At 45.4% G+C, this 26,715-nt stretch carries 21 protein-coding genes; 16 read left to right on the forward strand and 5 right to left on the reverse strand.

Going from position 1 to position 26,715, the window contains the following annotated elements:
- Positions 1-545 (reverse strand): nitrogen regulation protein NR(II) (locus tag ACTXGO_RS01500; protein WP_459112915.1); only part of this gene is annotated, 545 nt, incomplete at its 3' end.
- Between the two features lie 179 nt (positions 546-724).
- Between ACTXGO_RS01500 and rimO the strand changes: the two genes are divergently transcribed.
- The 13 genes from rimO (at position 725) to ACTXGO_RS01565 (ending at position 15,884) form a co-directional block, all read left to right on the forward strand.
- Positions 725-2,263: a 30S ribosomal protein S12 methylthiotransferase RimO gene (gene rimO, locus ACTXGO_RS01505; protein WP_443573231.1), complete on the forward strand. Its 1,539-nt coding sequence runs from the start codon at positions 725-727 to the stop codon at positions 2,261-2,263.
- A 269-nt stretch (positions 2,264-2,532) separates the two neighbouring features.
- The gene (gene pyrH / locus ACTXGO_RS01510; protein ID WP_435950637.1) at positions 2,533-3,258 is read left to right on the forward strand and encodes a UMP kinase; all 726 of its coding nucleotides are present in this window, start codon (positions 2,533-2,535) and stop codon (positions 3,256-3,258) included.
- Positions 3,259-3,326: 68 nt separating this feature from the next.
- On the forward strand, positions 3,327-3,881 hold the full coding sequence (frr, locus tag ACTXGO_RS01515) for a ribosome recycling factor (protein ID WP_317199688.1): 555 nt from the start codon (positions 3,327-3,329) through the stop codon (positions 3,879-3,881).
- A gap of 282 nt (positions 3,882-4,163) precedes the next feature.
- Positions 4,164-4,910 carry a polyprenyl diphosphate synthase gene (gene uppS, locus ACTXGO_RS01520; protein ID WP_443541495.1) on the forward strand — a complete coding sequence of 249 codons (747 nt, stop codon included), beginning with the start codon at positions 4,164-4,166 and terminating at the stop codon, positions 4,908-4,910.
- A 140-nt stretch (positions 4,911-5,050) separates the two neighbouring features.
- Positions 5,051-5,860 (forward strand): phosphatidate cytidylyltransferase, encoded by an 810-nt coding sequence (locus ACTXGO_RS01525; protein ID WP_443541456.1) that lies wholly within the window; start codon positions 5,051-5,053, stop codon positions 5,858-5,860.
- A gap of 151 nt (positions 5,861-6,011) precedes the next feature.
- Entirely contained in the window at positions 6,012-7,223 is a 1,212-nt protein-coding gene (gene ispC / locus ACTXGO_RS01530; RefSeq protein ID WP_443541457.1) for a 1-deoxy-D-xylulose-5-phosphate reductoisomerase, read from the forward strand.
- Between the two features lie 12 nt (positions 7,224-7,235).
- The gene (gene rseP / locus ACTXGO_RS01535; RefSeq protein ID WP_443541458.1) at positions 7,236-8,603 is read left to right on the forward strand and encodes an RIP metalloprotease RseP; all 1,368 of its coding nucleotides are present in this window, start codon (positions 7,236-7,238) and stop codon (positions 8,601-8,603) included.
- A gap of 264 nt (positions 8,604-8,867) precedes the next feature.
- Positions 8,868-11,303: an outer membrane protein assembly factor BamA gene (bamA, locus tag ACTXGO_RS01540; protein WP_443573232.1), complete on the forward strand. Its 2,436-nt coding sequence runs from the start codon at positions 8,868-8,870 to the stop codon at positions 11,301-11,303.
- 214 nt (positions 11,304-11,517) lie between these two features.
- Positions 11,518-12,534 (forward strand): UDP-3-O-(3-hydroxymyristoyl)glucosamine N-acyltransferase, encoded by a 1,017-nt coding sequence (gene lpxD, locus ACTXGO_RS01545; protein WP_443573233.1) that lies wholly within the window; start codon positions 11,518-11,520, stop codon positions 12,532-12,534.
- 53 nt (positions 12,535-12,587) lie between these two features.
- Entirely contained in the window at positions 12,588-13,106 is a 519-nt protein-coding gene (gene fabZ / locus ACTXGO_RS01550; RefSeq protein WP_435950651.1) for a 3-hydroxyacyl-ACP dehydratase FabZ, read from the forward strand.
- 82 nt (positions 13,107-13,188) lie between these two features.
- Positions 13,189-13,968 (forward strand): acyl-ACP--UDP-N-acetylglucosamine O-acyltransferase, encoded by a 780-nt coding sequence (gene lpxA / locus ACTXGO_RS01555; RefSeq protein ID WP_443573234.1) that lies wholly within the window; start codon positions 13,189-13,191, stop codon positions 13,966-13,968.
- A 230-nt stretch (positions 13,969-14,198) separates the two neighbouring features.
- On the forward strand, positions 14,199-15,719 hold the full coding sequence (locus ACTXGO_RS01560) for a sodium-dependent transporter (protein WP_443573235.1): 1,521 nt from the start codon (positions 14,199-14,201) through the stop codon (positions 15,717-15,719).
- A gap of 30 nt (positions 15,720-15,749) precedes the next feature.
- Positions 15,750-15,884, forward strand: coding sequence for a methionine/alanine import family NSS transporter small subunit (locus ACTXGO_RS01565; RefSeq protein ID WP_317199697.1), 135 nt, complete (start codon positions 15,750-15,752; stop codon positions 15,882-15,884).
- Between the two features lie 144 nt (positions 15,885-16,028).
- On the opposite strand, the gene tgt is transcribed toward ACTXGO_RS01565, so the two are convergent.
- Positions 16,029-17,180, reverse strand: a complete 1,152-nt coding sequence (gene tgt, locus ACTXGO_RS01570) for a tRNA guanosine(34) transglycosylase Tgt (RefSeq protein WP_317199698.1) — start codon at positions 17,178-17,180, stop codon at positions 16,029-16,031.
- A 277-nt stretch (positions 17,181-17,457) separates the two neighbouring features.
- Between tgt and ACTXGO_RS01575 the strand changes: the two genes are divergently transcribed.
- On the forward strand, positions 17,458-18,102 hold the full coding sequence (locus ACTXGO_RS01575; RefSeq protein WP_443541462.1) for an SOUL family heme-binding protein: 645 nt from the start codon (positions 17,458-17,460) through the stop codon (positions 18,100-18,102).
- 69 nt (positions 18,103-18,171) lie between these two features.
- On the opposite strand, the gene asd is transcribed toward ACTXGO_RS01575, so the two are convergent.
- Entirely contained in the window at positions 18,172-19,308 is a 1,137-nt protein-coding gene (gene asd, locus ACTXGO_RS01580; RefSeq protein WP_443541463.1) for an aspartate-semialdehyde dehydrogenase, read from the reverse strand.
- Between the two features lie 350 nt (positions 19,309-19,658).
- Here asd and ACTXGO_RS01585 point away from each other — a divergent pair, with 350 nt between their 5' ends.
- Complete coding sequence (locus tag ACTXGO_RS01585; protein ID WP_443541464.1) at positions 19,659-20,798, forward strand: endonuclease/exonuclease/phosphatase family protein; 1,140 nt, start codon at positions 19,659-19,661, stop codon at positions 20,796-20,798.
- A 355-nt stretch (positions 20,799-21,153) separates the two neighbouring features.
- Here the strand turns inward: ACTXGO_RS01585 and ACTXGO_RS01590 are convergent, their stop codons facing one another.
- The gene (locus ACTXGO_RS01590) at positions 21,154-22,578 is read right to left on the reverse strand and encodes a peptidylprolyl isomerase (protein ID WP_443573236.1); all 1,425 of its coding nucleotides are present in this window, start codon (positions 22,576-22,578) and stop codon (positions 21,154-21,156) included.
- 125 nt (positions 22,579-22,703) lie between these two features.
- Positions 22,704-25,661, reverse strand: a complete 2,958-nt coding sequence (locus tag ACTXGO_RS01595) for an LPS-assembly protein LptD (RefSeq protein ID WP_435950664.1) — start codon at positions 25,659-25,661, stop codon at positions 22,704-22,706.
- Positions 25,662-25,996: 335 nt separating this feature from the next.
- On the opposite strand from ACTXGO_RS01595, the gene ACTXGO_RS01600 reads away from it, so the two are divergent.
- The coding region (locus ACTXGO_RS01600; RefSeq protein WP_443573237.1) for an aminoglycoside phosphotransferase family protein at positions 25,997-26,715 on the forward strand (719 nt) is incomplete at its 3' end.

The following is a 26,715-nucleotide window of genomic DNA, read 5'->3' on the forward strand; positions in this document are numbered from 1 at the left end:
GCTGCGCCGCGAATACCTGCCAATGGGTTTTTGACCTCATGAGCGACCGAGCGGAGCATTTGCCGTGCCACCTCGTACTGCTGCTGTTTGCGCTGATCTTCTGTAATGCGGCTTTGACGATTCTTACCCCACATCTCTATGATAAAAAACGGCTGCTGCTGATAAATGACTGGCGTCACGCTATAGTCTATAGATAGTAACGCGCTATTACTCAATGGCGATCTGATAACATGATCGTGATCGATAAAGGGCTGCTGAAAGTGTTGAGCTTGCGCAAAACGTTCTTTTAGTAAGCAAGGTTTATTTGCTGCATCTGAGCCTTTAAAGTGATTAGACACCTCATCTGGCGCTAGCAGGGTTAGAATAGAGTGACCTAATAATCGCGCGCGGCTAATAGCGAGTAATTGCTCGGTTTGCGGATTTAGCCATTGAATAATAAGCGCCTCATCGACCCATAGCACTGCGGTAAATAGGTGCTGGGAGATAAAAGCGGTTTGCAACTCATTGGAGCCTGGCACAGTGGTAGTCACAAAAGGGATATCCATAAAAAATTGGCATTTCACTTAGCATTATAATCAACACAAGAAGTCATAAATAGAATATTTAACCATAAATCAAAAGCTTGCTGCTAAAACTGGCGCGGCAAATTGGACGTTTAAACTGGTGATTTGACTAAAAAAAACGTACAATGCGCACAGTTATTTTATCTTAAGCAAGGTCAGCCATGTCCAAAATCTCAACCGAATCATTGACGACAAATAGCAAACCGCAATCAGCGCTGCAAGATACTGCCACCGTCTTTAATCCTGCCCAAGTACAAACCCCTGAGGAGCCGGCGCAGCCTTATCATCATAAGGCCAATCATAATCAGAACCGGAGCATTGAGCAAAGTGGTGAAGCAAGCGTGAGCATGCCTGTGAATGCGGCGCCAAAGATCGGTTTTGTCTCGCTTGGCTGCCCAAAAGCCTTGGTCGATAGCGAACGTATTATTACAGAACTTACGCGCGACGGCTACCAAGTGGCAAGTGACTATTCAGGTGCTGATTTGGTCGTGGTCAATACCTGCGGCTTTATCGAGTCAGCGGTACAAGAGTCGCTCGATGCAATTGGTGAGGCCATCAGCAAAAACGGTAAAGTCATCGTTACTGGCTGCTTGGGTAAAGAGGCGGACAAAATTCGTCAAATGCATCCTGCTGTGCTCGCGGTGACAGGCGCTCATGCTTATGATGAAGTCATCACCGCAGTTGGGCAACACGTGCCTAAGCCCGCGCGCAGCGTAGATGACAACTATGATCCAAAAATAGATCTGATTAATGAGGCGGGTATTAAATTAACCCCGAGTCATTATGCTTATCTAAAAATATCTGAGGGCTGCAATCATCGTTGCACGTTTTGTATCATTCCAAGCCTGCGTGGTGATTTGGTCTCGCGTCCCATCGATAGCGTCATGAACGAAGCATTAGCACTCAAAAATGCTGGCGTCAAAGAGCTGCTTATTATCTCACAAGACACCTCCGCTTACGGTCTGGATCTCAAATATAAGACCAGCTTTTGGAATGGCATGCCGCTTAAGTCCAAGTTTTATGACATGTGTCAAGCATTGAATGACTTAGGGATTTGGGTACGCTTGCATTACGTTTATCCTTATCCGCATGTCGATAAAGTGGTTGAGCTCATGGGCGAGGGTAAGCTATTGCCTTATCTTGATATTCCGTTCCAGCATGCCAGTCATAGCATCTTAAAAGCCATGAAGCGCCCAGCGCATAGCGAAAACACCTTGGCGCGTATCCACAAATGGCGCGAGATTTGCCCTGAGATTGTTATTCGCTCGACGTTCGTCGTTGGCTTCCCAGGTGAGACCGAAGCCGATTTTCAGTGTCTGCTCGATTGGTTGGCCTGCGCACGTCTTGATCGCGTCGGCGCCTTTACTTATTCAGAAGTCGAGGGCGCGGTTGCTAATGACTTGCCCAATCATGTACCAGAGGACGTTAAGCAGTCTCGCTATGAGCGTTTGATGGCGCTACAACAAGACATCTCAGCGCAAAAGCTGCAAGAAAAAGTCGGTAGAACCCTGCAAGTACTCGTTGACGAGATAGACTTTGAGGAAGGCATCGCTATTTGCCGTAGCTACGCCGATGCGCCAGAGATTGATGGTCATGTCTACGTCGATGATATTAATGCCACTGTAAAAGTGGGCCACCTCCTAACGGTCACGATTGATGACGCTAGCGAATATGATTTATTTGCCAGCTATCAAGGTTAAACTAAAAGCTAGATTAAAATAAAAAATAGGGTAAGTGAAAGCTAGGTTAAATTGGCAGATAGATTGTGATTTAGCCTAAGTCATAAACACATTTAGATTTAACCATTAACGCCAGTGAAAATTGCCCAACGACGAGCAGTTTTTGCTACAATTAGCGCAATTTGACCTAAGCGTCCACCCGAGCATGCGTCTGACGCTTTAGGTTGAGAGCACATCCAAAATTTTGTTATCACCCAATTATAAATCACCCAATCATAAAAGGTAATCCTATGTCTGACAAGAACCCTCAATTCTCGCGTATTTTACTCAAACTCTCAGGCGAGGCGTTAGCAGGCGGCAAAGACATGGGTATTGATACCTCAGTGCTAGATAAAATGAGTTTATCTATTGCGCATCTGCGCGGTCTTGGGGTTCAGGTCGGTATCGTCGTCGGTGGTGGCAATCTCTATCGCGGCGCGCAGTTACAAAAAGAGGGCTTGGTCGGACGTGTGACCGGCGATCAAATGGGAATGCTTGCAACAGTGATGAACGGCCTTGCGATGCGTGACGCACTTGAGCGCCGCAATATCAAGACGCGCTTGATGTCAGCGCTACCTATTGGTGAAGTGACTGAGAGTTATAGTAGCCGTAATGCAATTCGCTATCTCAAAAACGGTGAGGTTTGTATTTTTGTGGCTGGTACAGGCAATCCATTCTTTACGACGGACACTGCTGCTTGTTTACGCGGGATTGAGATTGAAGCGGGTCTTATATTAAAGGCGACTAAAGTAGACGGCGTCTATGACAAAGACCCAAGCTTGCATAGCGATGCGGTCAAATATGATGGTCTAACCTTTGATGAGGTGCTCGAGCAAAAACTTGGCGTTATGGATTTAACCGCAATTGCACTGTGCCGTGAGCATAACGTACCTTTGCAAGTGTTCGATATGACCAAGCCCAATGCCCTTCTAAATGTGGTTATGGGCGAAAATGAAGGCACGCGCGTTTATCATTAATAAAAAATAATGCACAATTAGTCTATAGCGCTATAACATAGCAAATATTATCGATATAAGGATCTATTATGATTAAAGAGATTAAACAAGATGGCGACGCGCGCATGGCAAAAACGCTAGAGGCGCTTGAGAACACCTTTAGTAAGGTCCGTACCGGCCGCGCCCACCCAGGGATGCTGTCAGGGATTATGGTGAGCTACTACGGTGCACCAACGCCTTTAAATCAAGTCGCTAGCGTTAACGTCGAAGACTCACGTACGCTATTAGTGCAGCCCTTTGATCGCACTATGGTACAAGCCGTGGACAAGGCTATCCGCGAAGCAGATTTGGGTCTAAACCCTATGACCGCTGATGTGATCCGCGTACCGATGCCAGCACTCACTGAAGAGACGCGCCGCGATATGCAAAAGCTTGCACGCGGTGAAGCCGAAAACAGCCGCGTCTCTATTCGCAATATTCGCCGTGATATGATGAATGACATCAAAGAATTGGCCAAAGAAAAAGAAATCTCAGAAGACGATGAGCGCCGCGCTAACGATGATATTCAAAAGATTACGGATAAGTACATCGACACTATCGATAGTCGTTTAAGCAAAAAAGAAAGCGACTTGATGGAAGTGTAAGCGCATTTTTAATCTTGGTAAAATACAGCCTATAGTGTGATGCTATGGGCTGTTTGTTATGTAGCACTATCGGTTAAGTTATATCTGCTCTCTAATATCGAAAATTAGGCCCATTTTTAAACTTATCGCTCTACATTGCTCAAAAACGCTACGGTAAGCTTTTTTAACGAGTTATCCTATTTATGATAAGTTTGTGAAATACTAGCGCAAGGCTTTTGCTACGATATAGAGCACGTTATGATAACCCCACTATCACAACAAGTAGACGACCTCATGTCCACACTGAACAAAAACGATAAATCTCTCATGCCGCGGCACATTGCTATCATTATGGATGGCAATAACCGCTATGGCGATCATCATAAACTTGCTAAAGGTGAAGGCCATATCGCAGGTAAAGATGCGCTAGATCCTATCGTCGAGTACTGCGTAAGCACTGGTATTGACGTGTTAACTGTTTTTGCTTTTTCGAGTGAAAATTGGCAGCGCCCGCCGAATGAAGTAGCGCTGTTGATGCGCTTGTTGGCATTGACTATCAACGAGCAAATGCCAAGAATGCAAAAATATCGTATTCGTCTGCGCTTTATCGGTGATCGCAGTCCGCTCAGTAGCGAGTTACAGAATTTGATGACTGACGCTGAACAAAAAACCGCTGATTTTGAAGCGATGACCTTAGTTATTGCCATCAGCTACGGCGGGCAGTGGGATGTGGCACATGCTGCAAAAACGCTTGCCGAGCAAGTGCTAGCAGGACAGTTGCAAATTGAGGATATCAATAAGGAGCGCTTAGCTGCGCACGTACAATTAGCGGACGCGCCAGCGGTAGATATGCTGATTCGCACAGGCGGTGAGTACCGGCTCTCTAACTTTTTGCTTTGGCAATCAGCGTACGCAGAGCTGTTTTTTACTCAGACCTTGTGGCCAGATTTTACGCCAAATGAGCTTGAAGCAATGCTCACTGATTTCGCGCAGCGTCAACGCCGCTTTGGCAAAACCAGTGAGCAAGTTCAAGTACAAGACTTGTCTTAGAGTCTAGATTTATAAAAAACTGCTATTTGGGGCGCGTCATTTTGCGCGCTATACCGCAAGGGTTTTATTTAAGACGCTGTATTTACTGTTATACTGTGGTCATTTTTAGACCTCTTTTGACTTTATAAGGCTAGGTGACCATGTGGCAACGGATTAAAACAGCAATTGTTCTAGTTATTATCGTTGGTATTGCGCTATTCGCCAGTCAAGAGCCTTATTTGATTCTCCCTCTGCTCGCCATTGGCGTGACCATCTCAGCTCATGAGTGGACCAAACTGATGCCTAAGTGGCGTCAACCTGCGGTTTTTGTCTTTATGGTACTTATCATAACGCTGGTGTCTTTGTTCTTTAAAGTCACTTGGATCGGATGGTGGGTCGCCTCCTTAATCATCTGGATCATGGCGCTGTCATGGGTGCGCAAATTTCCAACGCATACCAATTGGTATGGCAAGCAGCTGGCATTGATGGGCGTGGTTATCCTAACCTCGTCTATTACCGCGATGTTCTATTTGTGGCAGTTGTCACCGTGGTGGCTACTTTATGTGTTCTTGCTAGTATGGTGCGCTGATAGCGGCGCTTACTTTGTTGGGCGCAAAATCGGCAAGCGCAAAATGGCGCCCAACGTCTCACCAAACAAGAGCATGGAAGGGCTTGCAGGTGGACTGGTTACGGGTCTTTTAGTGGTGCTTGCTATCAGCGTCTTTAAGTTGCAATTGACAGGCTTGCCCTTAATCGCTTTTGCTACCTTATCTGCGCTCACCATACTGGTCTCGGTACTCGGTGATTTGTTTGAATCTATGCTCAAACGCCGTGCTAAAGTCAAAGATTCAGGCACTATCTTGCCCGGTCACGGCGGTATACTTGATCGTATCGACTCGCTACTATCAGCCACGCCTATTTTTGCTCTTGGCTTTTGGGCGCTACAATACTCAAACCTTTTGGTGATTTAAATACAAACAGGTATGGCTTACTTTTTTTAAAATAAGAAAGCTATACGTGTTTAAGGTGTGTGATGGCTTATCAAAAATGCCCTAATTGCGAACTACCTTATCCATATCCAAACACTTCTTACTTTGACATCATCTATAGGCAATACTCATCATGACACAACGCATCGCTGTATTAGGCGCAACGGGTTCAATCGGTGATAGCACGCTGGCTATCTTGGCAGATCATTCTGATGATTATACTGTCTATGCGTTATCAGGCTATCAGCGCTTAGACAAACTATTTGCGCTATGTCAGCAGTTCAAACCCATGCGCGTCTGTGTCCCTAGCGCGGATGTCGACAGCTTCGCTCAGCGCCTAAGAGAGGTAGGCTTAAACCTTGATGTCGTAGGCGGTAGAGCAGGGCTTATCGATATTGCAACCGACGCGCAAACTGATACGGTTATGGCTGCTATCGTTGGTGCGGCAGGTCTGCCATCTACTTTAGCTGCCGCGCGCGCAGGCAAACGTATTTTGCTGGCGAATAAAGAAGCTTTGGTCATGGCAGGTCAAGTGCTGATACGCGCCGTAAAAACGCATAAGGCCACGCTACTCCCGATTGACTCAGAGCACAATGCGATATTTCAATGCTTACCTGCGAGTATTCAACAAGACCCTGAGCAAATCCATGACAGTAGCTTTGGTGTGCGCAAATTATGGCTGACCGCATCAGGCGGACCTTTTTTGGATCAAACCTTTAAGCAGATGCAGCAAGCAAGCGTCGCTCAAGCGGTCAAACATCCCAATTGGTCGATGGGTCAAAAGATATCGGTAGATTCTGCGACTATGATGAACAAAGGACTTGAGCTGATAGAAGCATGTCATTTATTTGATTTGCCAGAGGACAAAATAAATGTCGTCATGCATCCGCAAAGTATCATTCACTCAATGGTAGAATATAGTGACGGCAGCTTTTTGGCACAGCTTGGTAGTCCAGATATGAAGACGCCTATTGCTCACGCGCTCAGCTACCCCAAGCGTATCGATAGCGGCGCGCAGCCTTTAGATTTATTTGCTCTAAGTGCGCTTGAATTTATCAAGCCTGACTTGCAAAAATTTGCCTGTTTGCGTTTGGCTAGGCAGGCAATGCAAGCGGGTACGCAGGCGACCATTGTATTGAACGCGGCTAATGAGATTGCCGTTAACGCATTTTTGGACGGGCACATTCGCCTAACCGATATCGCCGATATTAATGAGCGTACATTAGCTCAAGTCGCAGTATCCGCGCTAGAAGCTGATGCTGACATCGACGACATTTTAGCTATCGACACCCTAGCGCGTCGCCATGCTCAAAGTCTAATCAGCCAACAATATAGCGAGATTTAAACGAGACTTATCATGACATTTATATTGACGCTACTGGCGGCTATTTTTGTATTAGGTCCGCTCATTGCCTTGCACGAGTGGGGTCATTATATTGTGGCGCGTCTTTGCGGCGTCAAAGTGTTGACTTACTCTATTGGCTTTGGTCCCAAGATTGCAGGCTGGACGAGCAAAAAAAGCGGTATCGATTATCGTATCTCAGCGCTGCCTCTGGGTGGTTATGTCAAAATGCTCGATGAGCGCGAGGGCGAAGTTGCAAAGGAAGAGCTGCATTTAGCGTTTAATCGCCAGCATCCGCTAAAAAAGATAGCGGTTGTCGCAGCAGGCCCCTTGATGAACTTTATCATAGCGATTGCGCTGTTTTGGGTGCTGTTTATGACGCCATCTGAGCAATTAGCGACCAAGATTGGTCAAATATTACCAGACACGCCAGCGGCAATGGCTAATATGCCAGCGGGTGACAAAATCGTCGCGATTGACGGTCATGAGGTGCAAACTTGGGAGGCGATCAATTATCGCTTAGCCAATTTCATGGGTGAGACCCAAAGCGTCAGCGTAACCTTGGAGTCTGACCAGCAAGTCGCCCAAACGTATCAGGCACCTGTTAGCGAGTTTATGCAAGGCGATGACCAAGGCAAAGACGCTTTGACTAGTTTTGGTATGTTGCCTTGGCAACCGACGATTGCTCCTATCATTGGTGAGCTGTCCGCTGACGGCGCGGCAAGCTTGCAAGGTATGCAAGTTGGCGACCAAATCACTGCTATCAATGATATCGCTATAAGCGATTGGATTAGTGCCACTCGAATCATTAAAGACAGTCCTGAGACGCTGCTTAATTTTACGGTACTACGCGATGGCAAACCGATGACTCTGCAGATTATGCCGCAGGCCAAAAAAGATACTATGGGTAACCGCTATGGACAGATAGGTGCTATGGTCGCACAGACTGACATTGTAATTCCAGATGCTTATAAGACCACGGTTGAGTACGGCGCGGGCGCCGCTTTGGTACAATCGTTCAAAAAAACAGAGCAATTAGCGGTGATGACGGTCAGCTCGATGGGCAAGATGCTCTCTGGAATGATTGGATTAGATAATTTATCAGGGCCGATCACTATAGCTAAAGTTGCCAAGCAAAGCTTTGATATCAGTTGGGAGATGGTGCTATCGACCGCTGCGCTTATAAGCCTAAGTCTTGCTGTACTCAATTTGCTTCCGATTCCAGTGCTCGATGGCGGTCATATTGTCTATTATGTTATAGAGCTTATCAGCGGTAAGCCACTACCTGAAGGCATACAAATAGCGGGGTTAAATATCGGTTTACTCTTGCTGGTAGGTTTCATGGTGTTAGCGATTGGTAATGACATCAGCCGGCTATTTTAATGCTTAATAGCGCCCTTAAAAGAGTCAAGCGCGATAGACTAATGGATGTAAGGTGGTAAAGCCTAATTTATAAGGGTATGCTACTGACAGCATCCAAGCTTGACTGCTGTACTAATCGTAATTTTTAGTTTATTTTGTAATACGTTTTATATAAAGTGTCCTAAGCTGCTCATGGTCGTTTATCATTTATTAAAGGTGATAGCACTTGACCACGTATATTTTTTAACTTAACTTAAGCAAGTTTTTTATTGACGGATAGTGTTTATGCGTACGCCTTTATTGATGAGTGCGGCAGGGTTGCCGTTAGTTGTAGCGATGATGAGTGTGCCTGCACAAGCAGCCACCTTTGTAGTGACCGATATTGGTTTTACAGGCTTACAGCGCCTAACTCCTGACAGTCTTCATCCTGTATTGCCCATCGATGTAGGCGATACGGTAACCGATAGTAGCCTTGCCGCTAGCATCAAAGCGCTCTACGCTACGGGTAATTTTGCCAATATTCAAAGCCGCGTCGAGGGCAGTCAGCTAAGCTTTGAAGTCATTGAGCGTCCTATTATCGCTGAGGTCAACTTTGAGGGTAACAAGCTCATACCCGAAGAAGGCTTAGAGGAAGGTTTGGCGAGTGCGGGTCTATCAGTTGGCGATGTACTCAAGCAGTCAACGCTACAGGCGGTCGCAAACGAGCTACAGCAGCAGTATATCTCTCAAGGGTATTACAATAGTAATATCGAAGTCGATCAAACCTTACTCGATGGCAACCGCGTCAAGCTCGATGTGCGTTTTATCGAAGGCAAGCCTGCTAAAGTTGTTGATATCAATATCATTGGCAATAGTCACTTTAGTGATGAAGATATAAAGGATGTCTTTGCCGTCAAAGAATCCTCTTGGACGCGCCTGCTCTCTAAATCTGATCGCTATGCAAAAGAAAAACTTGCGGCAAGTTTAGAGAACCTAAAAGCCCTGTACCAAAATGACGGCTATGTGCGCTTTAATGTCGACAACGCGGTTCTTAATATTAGCGAAGACAAGAAGAGTGTGTTTATCGAAATCAGCCTAACGGAAGGCGATCAGTATCAATTTGGTGAAGTCAACTTTTTGGGTAAGCCGACTTTTGAGAGCAGTGAGCTGCGAGAACTGGTTACTTTTGCACCCAATGAGCAGTACTCTCAAGCCAACCTAGATGAGACAACCGCAGCACTAAAAAATCGCTACGGCAATGAAGGCTACTATTTTGCGCAAGTGCGCCCTGTACCGCGTATTAATGATGAGACTAAAGTCGTCGATGTCGATTATTACATTGATCCTGCGCGTCCTATTTATGTTCGTCGTATCAATTTTAGTGGTAACTTAAAGACCCAAGACCAAGTACTGCGCCGCGAGATGCGTCAGTTAGAAGGAGCACTGGCTTCTAACCAAAACATTCAATTATCCCGTACGCGATTATTGCGTACAGGTTTTTTTAAGACCGTCAATGTTGATGTCAGACCCGTCCCTAACCAGCCTGATCAAATCGATATCAATTATACAGTAGAAGAGCAGCCCTCTGGTAGCTCAACGATTGCAGCAGGTTACTCACAAAGTGGCGGCGTGACCTTTCAGTTGGATCTCACCCAAAACAACTTTATGGGTACAGGGGATCGCGTCAAAGCGTCATTGTCACGCTCGGAGACTCGCGACGCTTATAGTCTAGGGTATACTGACCCTTACTTTACCGAAAACGGCGTATCACAAGGTATCAGTGCCTACTACCGCGAAACTAAGTTCGATGATCGTAACGTTAGTAATTACGTCACTGACTCTTATGGCGCTACTCTTAATTATAGCTATCCGGTTGATGAAACCAAACGCGTTAGCGCAGGTATCAATATCGATAACACCGATGTGCGCGGTGGACGCCGTTTAGGTGTATCAAACGTCGATCAAATCATTGACGACGGCGGATCGTTTGAGAACTTTACAGGGGAATTTGAAGGACGTACGGGTTTTAAAAACGATTATACGACCTACAATCTACTCCTTGGTTGGGATTACAGTACGCTCGATCGCCCTGTATTTCCGACTAAGGGTATGAGCCATACTGTTGATGCGACTATTGGCCTTGGTGATGTCAATTACCAAAAACTCATCTACCGTGGTAATGTCTATTATCCACTATATAAAGACGTGGTAGCACGCGGTTATACCAAGCTTGGCTATGGTAATGACTTACCTTTTTATGAGAATTTTTATGCAGGCGGTTATGGCTCAGTTCGAGGTTATGAATCCTCTACTTTAGGTCCTAGATCACAAAGCTATGCTGATGCAATCAGTGATCAGGACATCCGTAGCCTCAGAGACGAGGAAGTTGGGGGTAATGCCTTAGCAACCTTTGGCGGTGAGCTTATATTACCACTACCATTCAAAGGCGACTGGGCCGATCAAGTCCGTCCAGTGTTGTTCGCTGAGGGTGGTCAAGTCTTTGATACGACCAATAGAGAAGACAAAAACTTCGTCGATCCAAATGGTAACGTGACCGTAAACCCTGATGGTAGTCCAGTCAAACTATTAACTCAAGATAAAGACCTGCGCTTTAGTGCAGGCGCTGGCGTCACTTGGTATACCCCTATTGGGCCTATTTCAATCAGTTATGCGGTGCCTTTTAATGATAAAGAAGGTGATGAGACCGAAAAAGTTCAGTTCCAGATCGGTAGCACCTTTTAGATAGTAGCTGTTAAGAAAAGATTTCAAAATTATCCAAGTAATGACTTCAAAATAACGACTATAGATAAGCGGTTATCTATAGTCATCGTTTACTTAACTATGTCTTTACTTATTTGAGATTTAAGTTAAGTGTTTTTGTTTAAGGTCAGTCTTTGAATAGATGACTGATATACTCACAACTCTTTTATTCATAACTACAATACTACGATCAATTATGACAACGATTGAGCAACTTATTACCCAAATTCAGATGCGTCAGCCAGTATCAAACAAATCTGAGCTTAGCTGCGAGCAATTGCAATCGAGCTTGACTGGTATCGGCAGCCTATTTGATGCAAACTGCGAGCAATTGAGCTTTTTGGCAGACCCAAATTATATCTCCAGTCTGGCTCAGAGTCAGGCAGGGGCCGTCTTGGTGACTAAAGAGTATCAGCAGCAGGTGCCCGCAGGTATTATCCCTTTGGTTGTTGATAACCCGTATCTGGCTTATGCTAGCAGCAGTCAGCTGTTTGCCTTTACTTCAGCGACCAGTCATATTCACAAATCTGCTATTATTGCTGAGAGTGCAGTTATCGGCGACGCGGTCAGTATCGGCCCTTTTTGTGTTATAGGGGATCAGGTTACTATCGGCGCGCGTAGCTGCTTGGACGCTCATGTTGTCGTTGAGGCTCATGCTGTTATAGGTACAGATTGTGTTTTAAACCCTCAGGTAGTCGTGAGCCACCACTGTATCCTTGGTGATCATGTGCGCTTGCATGCAGGGGCAAGTATTGGTGCTGAAGGCTTTGGTTTTGCGCCAAGCAAAGACCCTAGTACTAGTGGTTGGGAGCGCATCGCGCAATTGGGCCGCGTTGTTATCGGCAACCATGTCCGTATCGGTAGTAATGCCTGCATAGATCGCGGCGCTATTGATGATACGGTGATTGGCAATCATGTTATTATTGATAATCTGGTGCAAATAGCGCATAACGTGCGCATAGGTGATGGCAGCGCTATAGCGTCGCAGACAGGCATTGCGGGAAGCACAACTATCGGTAAACGCTGTATCATAGGCGGCGCTGTGGGTATTACAGGTCACATTAGTATTACAGACGATGTTACCTTATCTGGCATGTCTATGGTGACCAAGTCGATAAAGGTCGCAGGCGCATATTCATCAGGGACTCCAGCGATGCCCACTGCTAAATGGCGCAAAGCTGCGGTAAGATTTCGCAAATTAGGTTATGATTAATAATCCGCTAATAAATAGTCGTAAATAACCGCTTATAGCAAGGAAGGCATATTATGAGCACAGCAGATTTTGAAACACTCAGCGATGACGACATCAGTAAACTGGCGGAGCAAGGACTGACTCTACCCTTAACCTACCATACCCTAAAGCACTATCTGCCGCATCGTTATCCTTTTATGCTAGTAGACAAGATCACCGCTTGCAAACCGGATGAGTCTATTACTGGTATCAAGAACGTTACGATTAACGAAGAGTTTTTTAACGGTCATTTTCCAGGCGAGCCCATTATGCCAGGGGTGCTAATGGTAGAGGCGATGGCACAAGTATCAGGGGTGCTTGGGTTTATCAGTGCCGGATTAACCGCAGAGGATGGTTATTTGTATCTGTTTGCAGGCGTGGACAAGGTTCGCTTTAAACGTAGAGTCATACCTGGCGATCAACTCATCATCCGCTCAAAGACGACTATGCAAAAAAGCGGCATTTATAAATTTGATTGTACCGTACACGTAGACAACCAACTGGCTGCCAGCGCGCAAATTATGATTGCTCGTCAAGAGCAACCTGCTAAGTAATGCGCGCTCTGAGCAATGCATGCTTAACAATACCAGCGCTATACTAATCATCTTATACTTTTCAGCAATTGAGACCTACAATATGAGTCAGATTCACCAGACAGCAATCATCTCACCATCCGCTACGATTGATGACACTGCTGTCATAGGACCTTATTGCATAATAGGGGACGAGGTGAGTATCGGCGCGCACACCACACTGCATCGTCATGTTGTCGTATCCAAATTAACGCGCATTGGTCAGCACAATCAGATCTATCAGTTTGCGAGTGTCGGCGAGGATTGTCAGGATTTAAAGTACGATGGCGAGCGCACTTGGCTTGAGATTGGTGATTATAATACGATTCGTGAAGCCTGCAGCTTACACCGAGGAACGATACAGGATAAGGGTTTGACCAAGATTGGTAGTCACAATCTATTGATGGTCAATACTCATGTGGCGCATGACTGCATTATTGGTGACCATAATATATTTGCCAACAACGTCGGTATTGCAGGACATGTCACTATTGGTGACCATACTATCATTGGCGGCAACTCAGGTATCCACCAGTTTTGCCGTGTTGATGATTATAGCCTCGTTGGTGGCGCAAGTTTAATTCTAAAAGACGTGGCTGCTTTTACGATGGTATCTGGCAATCCTGCAAGCGCTCACGGTCTAAACGTCGAGGGCATGCGCCGCAAAAACTGGCCCAAAGAAACCATAGATGTACTACGTCAAGCCTACCGCGTCATCTATAGGTCGGGCCTGACTACCGTACAAGCGCTTGAGATATTGCATAAAGACCTGCTGCCACAAGAGCCGAAGATTCAACTGCTTATAGATTCCTTGCAACACAGCCAACGCGGCGTAGTACGATAAAATAGATTTTTTATAAAATTGTCACCTTGTAGTTTTTGATAGCCATGACATAGCGTTATGGCTTTTTTGTGTTTATGAGTTCTTGACTTTTTGTAATGATTAGCAGAAACTTCCTAGTCATGTACTGTTACTTATTTTAACCAATAGCTGACTTGTCGTCTCTTTAAGTATCTAGCCTTTATCAAGTGAAATAACTCAAAGGGACTTGCAAGCAAATTTAGGAGTGCTTTATGGCAGAGCCAAGAGAAAGTTGGTCCAGCCGAACTGGATTTATTCTAGCCGCTGTCGGTTCAGCAGTGGGACTGGGCAATATATGGCGGTTTCCCTATGTGGCCTATGATAACGGCGGCGGGGCATTTATGGTGCCTTATCTTATCGCCTTATTAACCGCAGGTATTCCTCTACTGTTTTTGGACTATATCATTGGTCATAAGTATCGCGCAGCCGCGCCCCGTGCTTACAAAAAAATGGTGCCCTCGGCGCAATTTGTTGGGTGGTGGCAGACGCTAGTGTCGTTCGTAATTGCTATTTATTATGCCGCCGTCATCGTTTGGGCGGGGAGTTATATGTTCTTCTCGTTTGGGCAAAAATGGGGCGAGGATACCACAACCTTCTTTGTCAGCGACTTTGTGCAGCATACAGGGGAGCTTACCTCAGTATTTGTACCCCAGATGTTCACAGGTCTTATCATCGTATGGGCCGTTGCTATCTTGATTATGTTTGGCGGCATCCGTAAGGGTGTTGAGCTTGCCAACAAAATCTGTATTCCGCTGCTTATTGTACTGTTCGGTATCATGGTGTTTAAGGCGATCACTTTGCCAGGCGCAATCGTTGGTATTAACGCCTTCTTTGAGCCTAACTGGGTCAAAATGCAAGATCCAAACGTTTGGCTTGCCGCTTATGGGCATGTGTTTTTCTCCTTATCAGTCGGCTTTGGTATTATGGTCACGTACGCCTCATACCTCAAAAAGAACACCAACTTAACCGGCGCAGGCTTAGTGGTTGGTTTTGCCAACTCCTCGTTTGAGCTTATCGCTGGTATCGGTATCTTTGCCGCGATTGGTTTTATGGCGATGTCATCAGGCCAAGATGTCGCAGAAGTCGCTAGTGGTGGCGTTGGACTGGCGTTCTTTGTCTTTCCAAAGATACTGTCATCTATGGGTTCAAGCGGTGATTTTGTTGGTTTCTTATTCTTTGGCTCACTAGTGGTCGCAGGTATCAGCTCACTGATTAGTATCTTAGAAGTCCCGATCTCTGCCTTTCAAGATAAGTTTGACTGGTCTCGTAAAAAAGCCGTCGCTGCGATCGTTGGCGTCTGCGCCGTTATCTCAATCTCAGCGTTCTCTACTGGTAGCTCATTAGTACTCGTTGACGTGATCGATCACTTTGCTAATAACATCGGTATTGTGGCAGGTGGCCTCATGTCGATTGTTTGGGTGACTTGGTTTAACCGTAACAAGATTCCAGGTTTGCTGGCTCATATCAACCGCACTTCAAGCATCAAGCTTGGCGGCGCTTGGGTATTTATGTTGACAGTCATCACGCCAACAGTACTTACCATAGCCTTAGGCCTAAAGTTCATCAACCTAATTCAAGAGCCTTATGAGGGTTACTCTACTACTATCCTCTTACTGTTTGGTTGGGGCGTGGTGGTCTTCTTTGGCTTAGGGGCGTTCATACTCACTCGTATGAAAGGTATTCATGACGCTGAAGATGATAAATCTCGTGCGTTAGATGATGCCCGTAGATAACGGCTAGATCACATACAATAGGAGTATATTATGAGTACCTCAGCGATTATTTTTATGATTATCTCAATGCTACTAATATGGGGCGGATTGATTGCCGCTATTTTGCATCTAAGAAATCATCCTGACATTCCAATGAGTCAGCTACCTGATGATGATATTTACTAAATTAAGTAAAACCATCTAATAAAAACGCCAGTCAATGAGAGTTGACTGGCGTTTTTGCATCTATCTTAAATAAACAGTTATCTTAAATAAACAGTATGCACCAAAAATAAGAGCTGTTTTGATTACCAACAAGAGCTGTTTTGATTATCTTAGATTAAGCTTAGGAACGCTCTGTCCGCGCTTGCTATAAAATTCAGTGACAAACTCATCGAAAGTATCGGCTTCGATAGCGTCTCTGATACCTTGCATCAAGCGCTGATAATAGCGCAAGTTATGAATGGTAGCCAACTGCGCGCCCAGCATCTCTTTACATTTATTCAAATGATAAAGATAAGCACGGCTAAAGTTTTGGCAAGTATAGCAGTCGCACTCAGGATCGAGTGGGCCTGTATCCTCTCGGTACTGACTGTTTCGAATACGCACGACGCCGACGTTTTGAGGATCGCCTGTGACAAAGTAATGACCGTTTCGTGCATTGCGAGTAGGCATGACGCAATCAAACATATCGACGCCGCGGCGCACTGCTTCAACGATATCCTCAGGCTTACCGACACCCATCAGGTAGCGCGGTTTGTCTGCGGGCATAGCATCTGGAATGTAATCTAAAACATCCATCATCTCATCTTTTGGCTCACCGACAGACAGACCACCGATAGCGTATCCGTCAAAACCAATCTCAAGCAGGCCATCGAGCGATTGCTGGCGCAAATCTGGGTACATACTGCCTTGAATAATACCAAATAGAGCATTGGTGCTCCCAAGGTTTTGATGCTCATCAAGGCAGCGCTTGCCCCAGCGCAATGACAGCTCCAAGGACTCTTTGGCTTCTGCGTGAGTAGCCGGATAGGGCGTACACTCGTCGAACTGCATAACAATATCTGAGTTGAGGCTGTACTGAATCTGCATGGATTTTTCAGGAGACAAAAACACTTTAGCGCCATCAATAGGCGACTTAAAGTTGACACCTTCTTCAGTGATTTTGCGCATCGCGCCAAGGCTAAAGACCTGAAAGCCGCCAGAATCGGTTAAGATAGGCTTGTCCCAATGCATAAACTTATGCAAACCACCGAATTTGTCGATGATATCAGTGCCTGGGCGTAGCCACAGATGAAAGGTATTGCCAAGGACGATATCTGCGCCAATCGCTTCGATGTCGCGCGGTAGCATACCTTTGACGGTGCCATAAGTCCCTACAGGCATAAAGGCGGGCGTCTGTACGTCACCATGATTAAGATGCACAGTTGCGCGGCGCGCACGCGTCTGTCCGCTTGCGGTTTTATGTAATACAAATTGCATAGAAGGATCACTACCCAGTCGATAAAAATGACGCTAATTATATCATTACTGAGTATTTCTAGGGGCTTGGATGTTTGTATGAGATTGGGTATAAACCAAAAAATACAAACGGTACCTTCTAGTCTGCAAGTTTAGTCCTACTTAAAATAACAGACAGAGGCTCCGCCAGCTTGTACAGTCATTAGCATACCGCTGACAATTTTTAGCGTAATGATGGTAACGACAGTACTTAAAGATGATTGAGCACTTAAAAAATGATTGTTATTGGGGATTGAGCATGAAAGCCGCTATATATGTATCGCTTGGCAGTTTACTATTTTTATCAGGAGCCGCTATGGCCGTTGAAGAGCCCGACTATACTGTACTATCACAAGACGATGACTTTGAGCTACGCCGTTATGCGCCGCAACTGGTCGCGCAAACGTGGGTAACAGGCGATCAAAAGGACGCGGGTAACAAAGGCTTTAAAGTCTTAGCCGATTATATATTTGGTAATAATACCGCGCCAAGTGGCGAGAGTAGTAAAATCAGCATGACCGCGCCTGTAAAAATGCAATCACCGCAAGCCGGCGCGTCACAGAAAATCGCGATGACCGCACCTGTCACTATGCAAGAAAATCAGCAAACAGACGGCAAATGGCGGGTACGTTTTGTGATGCCCAGTCAATATACGATGCAGACATTGCCCAAGCCCAATAACTCAGCGGTGAGTATTATTGAAGTTCCAGCGCAAACTTATGGCGTTATTAAGTTTTCAGGACTGACGGGCGAGACAAAGGTCGCGCGCAAAACTGAAGAGCTCAATACTTGGATGCAAAATCAGAATTTGACCCTGACATCTCAACCTGAGATGGCACGTTATAACCCGCCATGGACACTGCCGTTTATGCGCCGTAATGAGATTATGATTCGTTATGAGTAAGAATTTTAGATGAGTACAAAATCAAAAAAAGACAGCCGAAGCTGTCTTTTTTACGGGTACTAAATAAGTTTATGGGTTTTTTTGTTCACGAATGATACCCAGCATACGGCGTAGAGGTTCTGCTGCGCCCCATAATAACTGGTCACCTACCGTAAAAGCACCCAAATACTCAGGACCCATATTCAGCTTGCGCAAGCGTCCTAGTGCCACTGTCAACGTGCCAGTAACAGCGACTGGCGTTAAACGGTTGATGGTAGCTTCTTTATCATCTTCGACCACATCAAGCCATTGATTGTCACTGTTTTTGAGCGCCGCTTCGATTTCCTCTAATGGAATATCTTTTTTGAGCTTAATGGTGAGGCCCTGTGCATGACAGCGCATGGCACCGATACGCACGCACATACCGTCGATAGCAATGGTGTTATCAGCGTCATTACCTAAGATCTTGTTGGTTTCAACGCCGCCTTTCCATTCCTCTTTTGACTGCTTATTATCCATTTGTACATCGATATAAGGAATCAAGCTACCGGCGAGTGGTACGCCAAAATACTGCTGAGGAAAGTCTGTCGAACGCTGAGTGTCCGCTATTTTCTTGTCGATATCTAAGATCGCGCTGGCAGGATTGGCAAGCTCGTCCTCAACCGCATCGTGCAACACGCCCATACCGCTAATCAGCTCGCGCATGTTGTTAGCGCCAGAGCCGCTTGCCGCTTGATAAGTCATAGCGCTGACCCACTCAACCCAGCCTCTATTGAACAGCTCGCCGATAGCCATCAGCATTAAAGAGACGGTACAATTACCACCGATAAAGTCTTTGGTGCCATTAGCTAATGCATCATCGATGACATTGCGATTGACAGGGTCTAAGATAATAATACTGTCATCTTTCATGCGTAGCGTGCTGGCAGCATCAATCCAGTATCCATCCCAGCCACTATCACGTAGCGGCTGATGTACCTTTTGCGTATAGTCGCCGCCTTGACAGGTAATAATAACATCGCAGTCAGCGAGCGCTGCAATATCATGAGCATCTTTTAGTTGACCGGTCTCGATACCCTCAAAGTTTGGCGCATTGCCGCCTGCATTGCTGGTTGAGAAGAACACGGGTGTTATACCCTCAAAGTCATTTTCCGCTCTCATACGTTCTATTAAAACTGACCCTACCATACCGCGCCAGCCTACCAAACCTACTGTCAAATTGCTCATGAACCGCCTTCCTATTTTACGATTATTTATCATCATGCCAACCGATAACAATGCCGTCATTACTAACAAAAATCAAGGTATTTTATACTATTCGACTCATTTTATGCTTACTGAGCAGTATTTGCATCAATCTAAGTATTCAACAACCATGGATTTTATAAAGGATAATAGTATTGAGTGGAGCGATGTACGATTATCGTTAGCTCTTAGTCCTTATGTGTCGTTTTGATGACACACTAGGCTAAAAGGTAGGCGAGGGCGCTGTTAGATGATAAAGTATGCTCTAATAAATGACATCGCTTGTATGATGTTAGAGCGCTCTCTTATCACAATATGGACTATTTGATTCTATGGATTCCTCCATTTTATATTACGGCGTGCAAGTTTTGGCAGGATTCATCGCTTTTGTCACCGCTTGGGGCTGGCTGCCGCTTGATCATTGGTGGGTACGTGCAGTTGATTTTCCCCGTATCCAGATTCTGTTCTTAGGGATAGCTGCTTGGATTGGGATGCTAGTGTTTTGGCAGCAGTGGCAACTGGGCCAATGGTTGTTATTTATTGCGCTCACAGGCACGCTTGGGTTTCAGCTAAGAATGGTGCTGCCTTATACCAAAATATGGAAAAAAGAAGTACAAAAGGCTAAAGATAAACCCGAGTCGCACCAAGTCAAGATTATGGTATCCAATGTACTTACGCCTAATGATGACACGTATAAACTAGTCAATTTGGTTAAAGATAAGCAGCCTGATATTCTAATCACGCTTGAGTCTGACAAGAAATGGGAGCAGGCACTCAGCGTCGTCGAGGACGACTATCCTTATACTGTCAAAATACCTTTGGATAATCTATATGGCATGCATCTGTACTCAAAACTTGAGCTGATAGACCCTGAGGTTAAGTACTTGATGGTCGATGATATCCCCTCGATTCATACGCAGCTACGCTTGCAAGGCGGACGTGTAATTTGGCTTTACTGCTTGCACCCTATGCCGCCAAGTCCAACTGAGGCGGACAAATCAACGACTCGTGACGCTGAATTATTAATGGTCGGCAAACATATCAAAGAAAACGACCAAACGGCAATACTAGCAGGGGACTTGAACGATGTCGCTTGGTCAAAAACGACGCGGCGCTTTCAGCGTATCTCAGGCTTGCTTGATCCGCGTATCGGTCGACACTTTATCAACACCTTCCATGCCGATTATCCGTTCTTGCGTTGGGCGCTTGATCATATCTTTCACAGTGCTTGCTTTACTGTTGTTGATATTCAGCGCATGCCATCGGTGGGCTCTGATCATTTTCCAGTGCTTACTACACTCCAGTACGAGCCTGAAGAAGCGTCCAAGCAAGAGCAAAATGCGCCAACAAAAGACGCTGATGATATCGAGGAGGCAGATAACAAAATAGAGGAAGGCAAAAAAGAAGGTAAAGAGATGTCAGAAGCGCATGAAAAAGAGTCGAAATTAGCGCTGCCTCTCAATCCGTCATAATGTAGATGACGTACGCTTATGCTTACATAAAATAGGGCTTTTAGCAGCTAGGCGCGCCGCACAAAGTTGCCTAAAATAGCCCTATCAACACAAGGATAAGCATGGATGCATTGTTGAGATACTAGCTTATGAGCAGGTCAGCCCACTGTCTTATACGTTATTATTTATGACTTAGGATGGGTCATCAAGGAAGTATTATAATAACAATATGAAGTATTGAGGCCCCAAACCCAATTGCCCTAGGTTTGGGGCTTTTCTTTGTGCGCTATTTAATACGCTTCATAAAATATCTACGCACTAAAAAGCACACCTCTATTTAAAGAGATGTGCTTTTTTTAAGTTAAAAAGGTCTAGATTATTCTATGACTTGAATATAAGAGCTTGCACGCAGCTCTTGTAACCAGTCCTCGCGCGCTTGCGGAGATAAACGCTGATACAGAGTTTGCCGCGCCATACTACGGCGATATTCATCACTAGCATCATAGTTACGCGTATCCTCTACTTTTAGGATATGCCAACCAAACTGAGTTTTAAAGGGTAGCGAGTAGTCACCAACTTCTGTATTCTTCATTGCCGCCTCAAACGGGCCGACGGTGTCTGATTCACTCACCCAGTCAAGATCGCCGCCACGCCCCGCTGAACCTGGATCATCTGAGTAGGTAGAAGCTAAAGCAGAAAAATCGGCACCAGCACGCAGCTGCTCATACAAATCATTAATCTTTTGTTCTGCTAAAGCGTCAGTTTGGAGCTCATCAACTTTGACTAGGATATGGCTGGTACGCCACTGTGGTACCATCACCTTATCACCCGATTTTTTGCTAGCAAGCTTGATGATGTCGATACCTTCAGGGGTCACTAATGGATCGCTCACTGCGCCAACTTCAAGCTTTGTGATCTCACTAGATAGTTCAGTAGGCAAGGATGCCGCTTTGTGAAAGCCCATATCACCGCCTTGTAGAGGGATAGGGTAATCGCCTTGTACTTCTTGAATGGCAGTATCGATATCTGCATTTGGTACTAGCAGGCGCGTGCGCAGCGCCTGTGCTACTTTTAGCGCTTCGTCGCGCTGCGCTTGTGACAACCTGCTGTAATCATCAATATATGGGATACGCACGTGAATAGTCTGGTACTCACTTTGGTTTAAGCGCTTGGCTTCAGGTGATGCCAAAAAAGCATCGATGTCTTGCTCACTGATACGTACGCGGTTATTGACTTGACGCGTTTGCAGCGCTTGAATAGCGGCGTCTTCTATTAGCTGGGCTCGAAGGGCTGCATAACTACCTGCTTGACTGGCGTCTAAGCGCTGCTGCAATGCTGCAATGCTGGTAACCCCTTCTGCTTGCGCAATTTGAGCCAAACGCTGATTGATAGCCGCGTCATCGGGTTTGATACCAACGCGATTGACTAGTGATAGTTGTAGCTCACGCAAAATAAGCGCGTTTAGTACTTCAGATTGGAGTTGAGGCGAGTTCGCTATCGGCGTTCCCGCTGCTCTAGCGCGCGCTTGAGTTTGGTTAATGGCATCAATGAGATCGCTTTTTAGGATAACATTGTCATTGACTAAAGCGATGATACCGTCTGAGCTACCTGTAGTAGACAAGCGAGCGCTATTAGTTTGAGCGCTACTAGTTTGAGCGCTACTAGTTTGAACACTTGCTTGAGTAGATGTCGCTGGCATTGCAGTCGTTTCAGATATGGCCGCTTGTGCACTTATGCCTAAACTCATGCCCAAAGATAAGAGTACAGCGCGATTGGTCTTCGTTAAACAAAAAAATCTCATGATGTTCCTCATCAATGTCATCGAGTTAAATAGTCTGACTTAACACTAAAAGTGCAGATATGGCGATAAGTGTAGTCTGTTGCATCAGATCAGTGCTGCATATATAAACAGGCTATAAATATATATTAATCCTTCCAAGCATTTTCTACTGGCTCAAAACCCAATACCTTTTCAGAGAGCAGGCGAGTCAGGCGTCCGCTACTGCTGCCTAAGCCATTGAGTCTAACCTCAGCCATCACCGCTTGCGTAGGTTTGTCGGTAATGTTTAAGTCATTATAATAACGACGACCATAAACCGCAAAACCAAAACAGCAGTCCTCATAATCGATACCGATTAAAGAATCGAGAACTTTATCACGGCGATAGTCGTATTGTCCTTGTGCAAGCACGCGCCAGTTATCGCTCACAGGAAAGATAGCTGATGCTGTGAATGCCGATAGGGGCAGCTGATCGGTATTATCATCACGTTGGCGCTTTACGTAGCCGATATTGAACAAGCTATTGTTTGAGGGCTGAAAACGTAGCTCAGTGGTAAAGTAATTAAGATCATAGTCGCTAGTTAGTGCGCCGCTCACATCGACCCAAACATTATTGTAAGGCTGAGCGCTGGTATTCCAGACCAGTCCTGATGATGAGGCGTTAAAAAGGGACGTCTCATTATCTAAAGTAACGCGGCCATCATCGATATAAAACTGCTCTGCAATGCTACCATCAAAACGTGTCACACCCGTTGCATCGATGTAACGATAATTGACGCCTGGGGTAATGGCATGCAAATCTTGCAAGCGATCTTGTCCCAAAAACCAGCTATCTGAAAACAGCTGCTCATAGTTGATAGAGGCGATACGAGTATTAAAGTTAGGAATGTCGTTCTGAGCTTCAAAAGGAGAATAGGTGTATTTAAGTCTAGGACTTAAGAGCTGATAGCCGCCCATCGTGTCATCAAATGCGCCAAAGGGAGAGCCGGCTTGATAAAAATTTAACCCAGCATCGATACTTGCCTGCGGCACAAATACCGACTGACGGCCTTCTTCATCAGTCAGATCGTTGTCATCTAGGCTGTCCTCATCATATGAGGTATATAGATGCTGCAAGCTAAGTTTGGGCTTGATATAACCCCAAGGTTTTTGCATAGGATAAGCGGCGCTAAGTTTGTTATAAAGGCGCACGCCACTTTTTTCATTTTCAGAGCCATCATCGATAGATTTTTTGAAGTAAGCAGAATCGTGAACCCCAGTGATGTCAAAATTCTCAGCCCAAGGCAGCCTGTAATTGAGCGATAACTGTGGCAGGCGCGAATAGGGCTTGTCTTTGTCCTGTAACGGTTCACCATTACTATTGAACGCATCTAAAGTCTGAAAGGTCTCAACTTTAACTTCGCCATTAACATAGTCATTGTAGTAATTTAAGCGGGCGCGGCGCGGTAAGTTCAAGGTATTATCCGATAGCCCTAAAGTATCAAAATCATCGAGATACTCTTCATCTGACACATAACTATAAGTAGCGTCACCATTTAGGCGCGGAATGCTCGTAGAGGACCAGTAATGATCATAAAAAAAGCTGCTACGATCCTCACCATTGAACTCTTTGTCATTTGGCAAGTATGAGCCGTTAAAAATCCCCTCGCCATAGTCTGCGGTCAAATAGCGAAATTCGCCAGAGAGCATAGGATTACGATTGGTATAAAGGTGGGTGTTAATCGTCGCGTCGTAATTGGGAGATAGGTTGAGATAATAAGGCACATCAATCTCAAGACCGCTTTCGCTACCAATACTAGCACTTGGCAACAAAAACCCGCTACTGCGCCTGCTATCGATAGGGAAGTTAAAATAAGGTAAGTAGAATACGGGAATGTCAGCGACCCTAAAGGTCGTATTATAAGCTTCGCCGCGACCTGTATCTGTATCCAAATCAATACTAGTCGCCTCTAATTGCCATTTGCGATCAGTTGGCGGGCAAGTGGTAAACATCACTTGATCAAGCTCGTACTGGGTATCATTGGGACGGTTTAACTGCTTGGCATAACCATGTGCTTGTAGTGGTACGCTGGCGAAAGCAACGCCGTAAGCAGTCGCTTGAGAGTTGTTAGTATTATAGGCTAAGCTATCTGCTACGCCAATAAGTCCGCCGCTAGTCGCCTCGTCAGTCAGAGATCTTCTAGTATTTGGCAGGCGGGTATTGGGTGTTTGCGTATTAGGAGTCGCCTGATCAGTGAATAGCACATTGCCTTGAGCGCCAGCCACATTATTGGTTAGATCCAAGACGATTTTGTCCGCTTCTATATGCTGCGCACCTTGATCGATAATGACATTGCCCGACAGCTCGGCATAATCGACATTATCATAATAGCCGTAATCGGACTCAGCGTAGAGCGTCTGATCTGCGACGTCTGGGTCTTGACTGATATCTGTATTATTTACTCGCTGAGAATTAGGATTGCTTGTAGGATAGACCCATTGCCCCTCACAGCGCTGACTACTATCTATAGCGCTGGGTAACAGCTTTAGATCAGTGCCTAATTGACGCAATGGTCGGCGCGCGCTTTGCTCGCTACTCTCTTGTTGGTTTACAGCTAAAGTATTAGGATCTAGATCCATACTGGTAGACGACGAGTTTATAGACGTTTTATCATTATTATCAGGCGTCAGCTCATAAAACTCCGCCAAGCGCTGCAAGCTGTCTTGAATGGTCTCATCGCTCACATCAATCGGCGTATTATCTGGTTTGGGTTTTGCAAGACTTTGAGAGGGGCTTGCAACAGGGGTAGATGTCCTCTGTGCTTGGCTGACATTGTCATTTATTTGAGTAATTTCAAAATTATCAATGCCATCGTTGTCTTGAGATAGATCAGTGAGCACGCTGTCGTCATTGCTATATATAGTATTGTCAGCAAAATCGCCATCGACAACAATCATTGCATCACTGCTATCAGACCCACGGCTGCTAATGCTAGGACGTTCAATACTTGCGTTATCTTTGTTTGCTATTGAATCTGGTTCAGCCGCGGTAGCAACCAAACTCGATAACCCTAAGGCGCCAAATAAAATCAGACGAATGCTTTGGTAGAGCGGAGAATATAACAAGGGCACACCTATGATTGTCGAGCCTATCGAATAAATATGAATATCGAGATGCTAATAAGCCTATCATGATAACCATACTTTGCAGACTGTGCTATATAAAGTTTAGAAGTAGCCTATTATAATGTTGCAGGGCAAGACCGTTTTATCGGTTATAAAAGTGCTTTGATATGGTCAAAAAAAACCAAATCAGCTACACTGTTTAGCGCAATTTAGCGCTCATTATCTAGATAAGAGCATTAAAACGCTTGATAATACCTATCAATGACCACCTATTTTAGCAAGTATTTGACTTATTAATTAGCTTAATGATATCCCTTTTAAAAAAAGAGCCTACCATGACAGACAGCGCCAATAATGCACGCCAGCAGCAACTTAAAACCTGGCTACAGCATACTTTTGACAATCAGCCTTATAGCTTAGATAGTTTGCCAGGCGATGCCAGCGCACGTCGTTATCACCGCATACAGCTACTGCAGAATGATACGATCACCGCGCGATATATTGTCATGGATTCGGCCGATGAGCAAGATGCTATGCAGCAATTTATCACCGTTGCTAAGCTTATGGCGCCTGCTGTCAATGTTCCAACCTTGATTGCACAAGACCTTGACAAGGGGTTTTTGGTGCTGCAAGACTTCGGTGCGGTAGAGTTTGCGCATCTATTAGTGGGTGCTACGCCTGAGCAAGTAAACCTGTATTACCAGTCAGCAATGCAATCGCTTATCGATTTACAAAAAATCCCCGTTGATACTGCAAAGCATGAGTACAAATTGCCAGATTACGACGCGGCAATGCTGGATCGAGAGATGGATTTGTTTAGTGAGTGGTTTATCCCTTATATCGATGTGCAACTTGATGCGACGCTTTGGCATAATGTCAAAACAGCGCTAATTGAGGCGATACTCATGCAGCCACAAGTGATTGTGCACCGTGATTATCACAGTCGTAATCTGATGCAAGACCAGTCAGATGTGATGCTCGATAAAGCAGGCCTTGGCGTTATTGATTTTCAAGATGCAGTCATTGGTGCTTATAGTTATGATTTGGTGTCACT

The sequence above is a fragment of the Psychrobacter sp. T6-1 genome (assembly GCF_052258445.1).

Excerpts from the sequence above, each read along its gene's own strand:
- ACTXGO_RS01525 (WP_443541456.1), top strand. The coding sequence starts at position 5,051 with ATGTGGCAACGGATTAAAACAGCAATTGTTCTAGTTATTATCGTTGGT.
- fabZ (WP_435950651.1), top strand. The coding sequence starts at position 12,588 with ATGAGCACAGCAGATTTTGAAACACTCAGCGATGACGACATCAGTAAA.
- ispC (WP_443541457.1), top strand. The coding sequence starts at position 6,012 with ATGACACAACGCATCGCTGTATTAGGCGCAACGGGTTCAATCGGTGAT.
- lpxA (WP_443573234.1), top strand. The coding sequence starts at position 13,189 with ATGAGTCAGATTCACCAGACAGCAATCATCTCACCATCCGCTACGATT.
- pyrH (WP_435950637.1), top strand. The coding sequence starts at position 2,533 with ATGTCTGACAAGAACCCTCAATTCTCGCGTATTTTACTCAAACTCTCA.
- lpxD (WP_443573233.1), top strand. The coding sequence starts at position 11,518 with ATGACAACGATTGAGCAACTTATTACCCAAATTCAGATGCGTCAGCCA.
- ACTXGO_RS01590 (WP_443573236.1), bottom strand. The coding sequence starts at position 22,578 with ATGAGATTTTTTTGTTTAACGAAGACCAATCGCGCTGTACTCTTATCT.
- bamA (WP_443573232.1), top strand. The coding sequence starts at position 8,868 with ATGCGTACGCCTTTATTGATGAGTGCGGCAGGGTTGCCGTTAGTTGTA.
- ACTXGO_RS01575 (WP_443541462.1), top strand. The coding sequence starts at position 17,458 with ATGAAAGCCGCTATATATGTATCGCTTGGCAGTTTACTATTTTTATCA.
- rimO (WP_443573231.1), top strand. The coding sequence starts at position 725 with ATGTCCAAAATCTCAACCGAATCATTGACGACAAATAGCAAACCGCAA.
- tgt (WP_317199698.1), bottom strand. The coding sequence starts at position 17,180 with ATGCAATTTGTATTACATAAAACCGCAAGCGGACAGACGCGTGCGCGC.
- frr (WP_317199688.1), top strand. The coding sequence starts at position 3,327 with ATGATTAAAGAGATTAAACAAGATGGCGACGCGCGCATGGCAAAAACG.
- ACTXGO_RS01565 (WP_317199697.1), top strand. The coding sequence starts at position 15,750 with ATGAGTACCTCAGCGATTATTTTTATGATTATCTCAATGCTACTAATA.
- rseP (WP_443541458.1), top strand. The coding sequence starts at position 7,236 with ATGACATTTATATTGACGCTACTGGCGGCTATTTTTGTATTAGGTCCG.
- ACTXGO_RS01585 (WP_443541464.1), top strand. The coding sequence starts at position 19,659 with ATGGATTCCTCCATTTTATATTACGGCGTGCAAGTTTTGGCAGGATTC.
- asd (WP_443541463.1), bottom strand. The coding sequence starts at position 19,308 with ATGAGCAATTTGACAGTAGGTTTGGTAGGCTGGCGCGGTATGGTAGGG.
- ACTXGO_RS01560 (WP_443573235.1), top strand. The coding sequence starts at position 14,199 with ATGGCAGAGCCAAGAGAAAGTTGGTCCAGCCGAACTGGATTTATTCTA.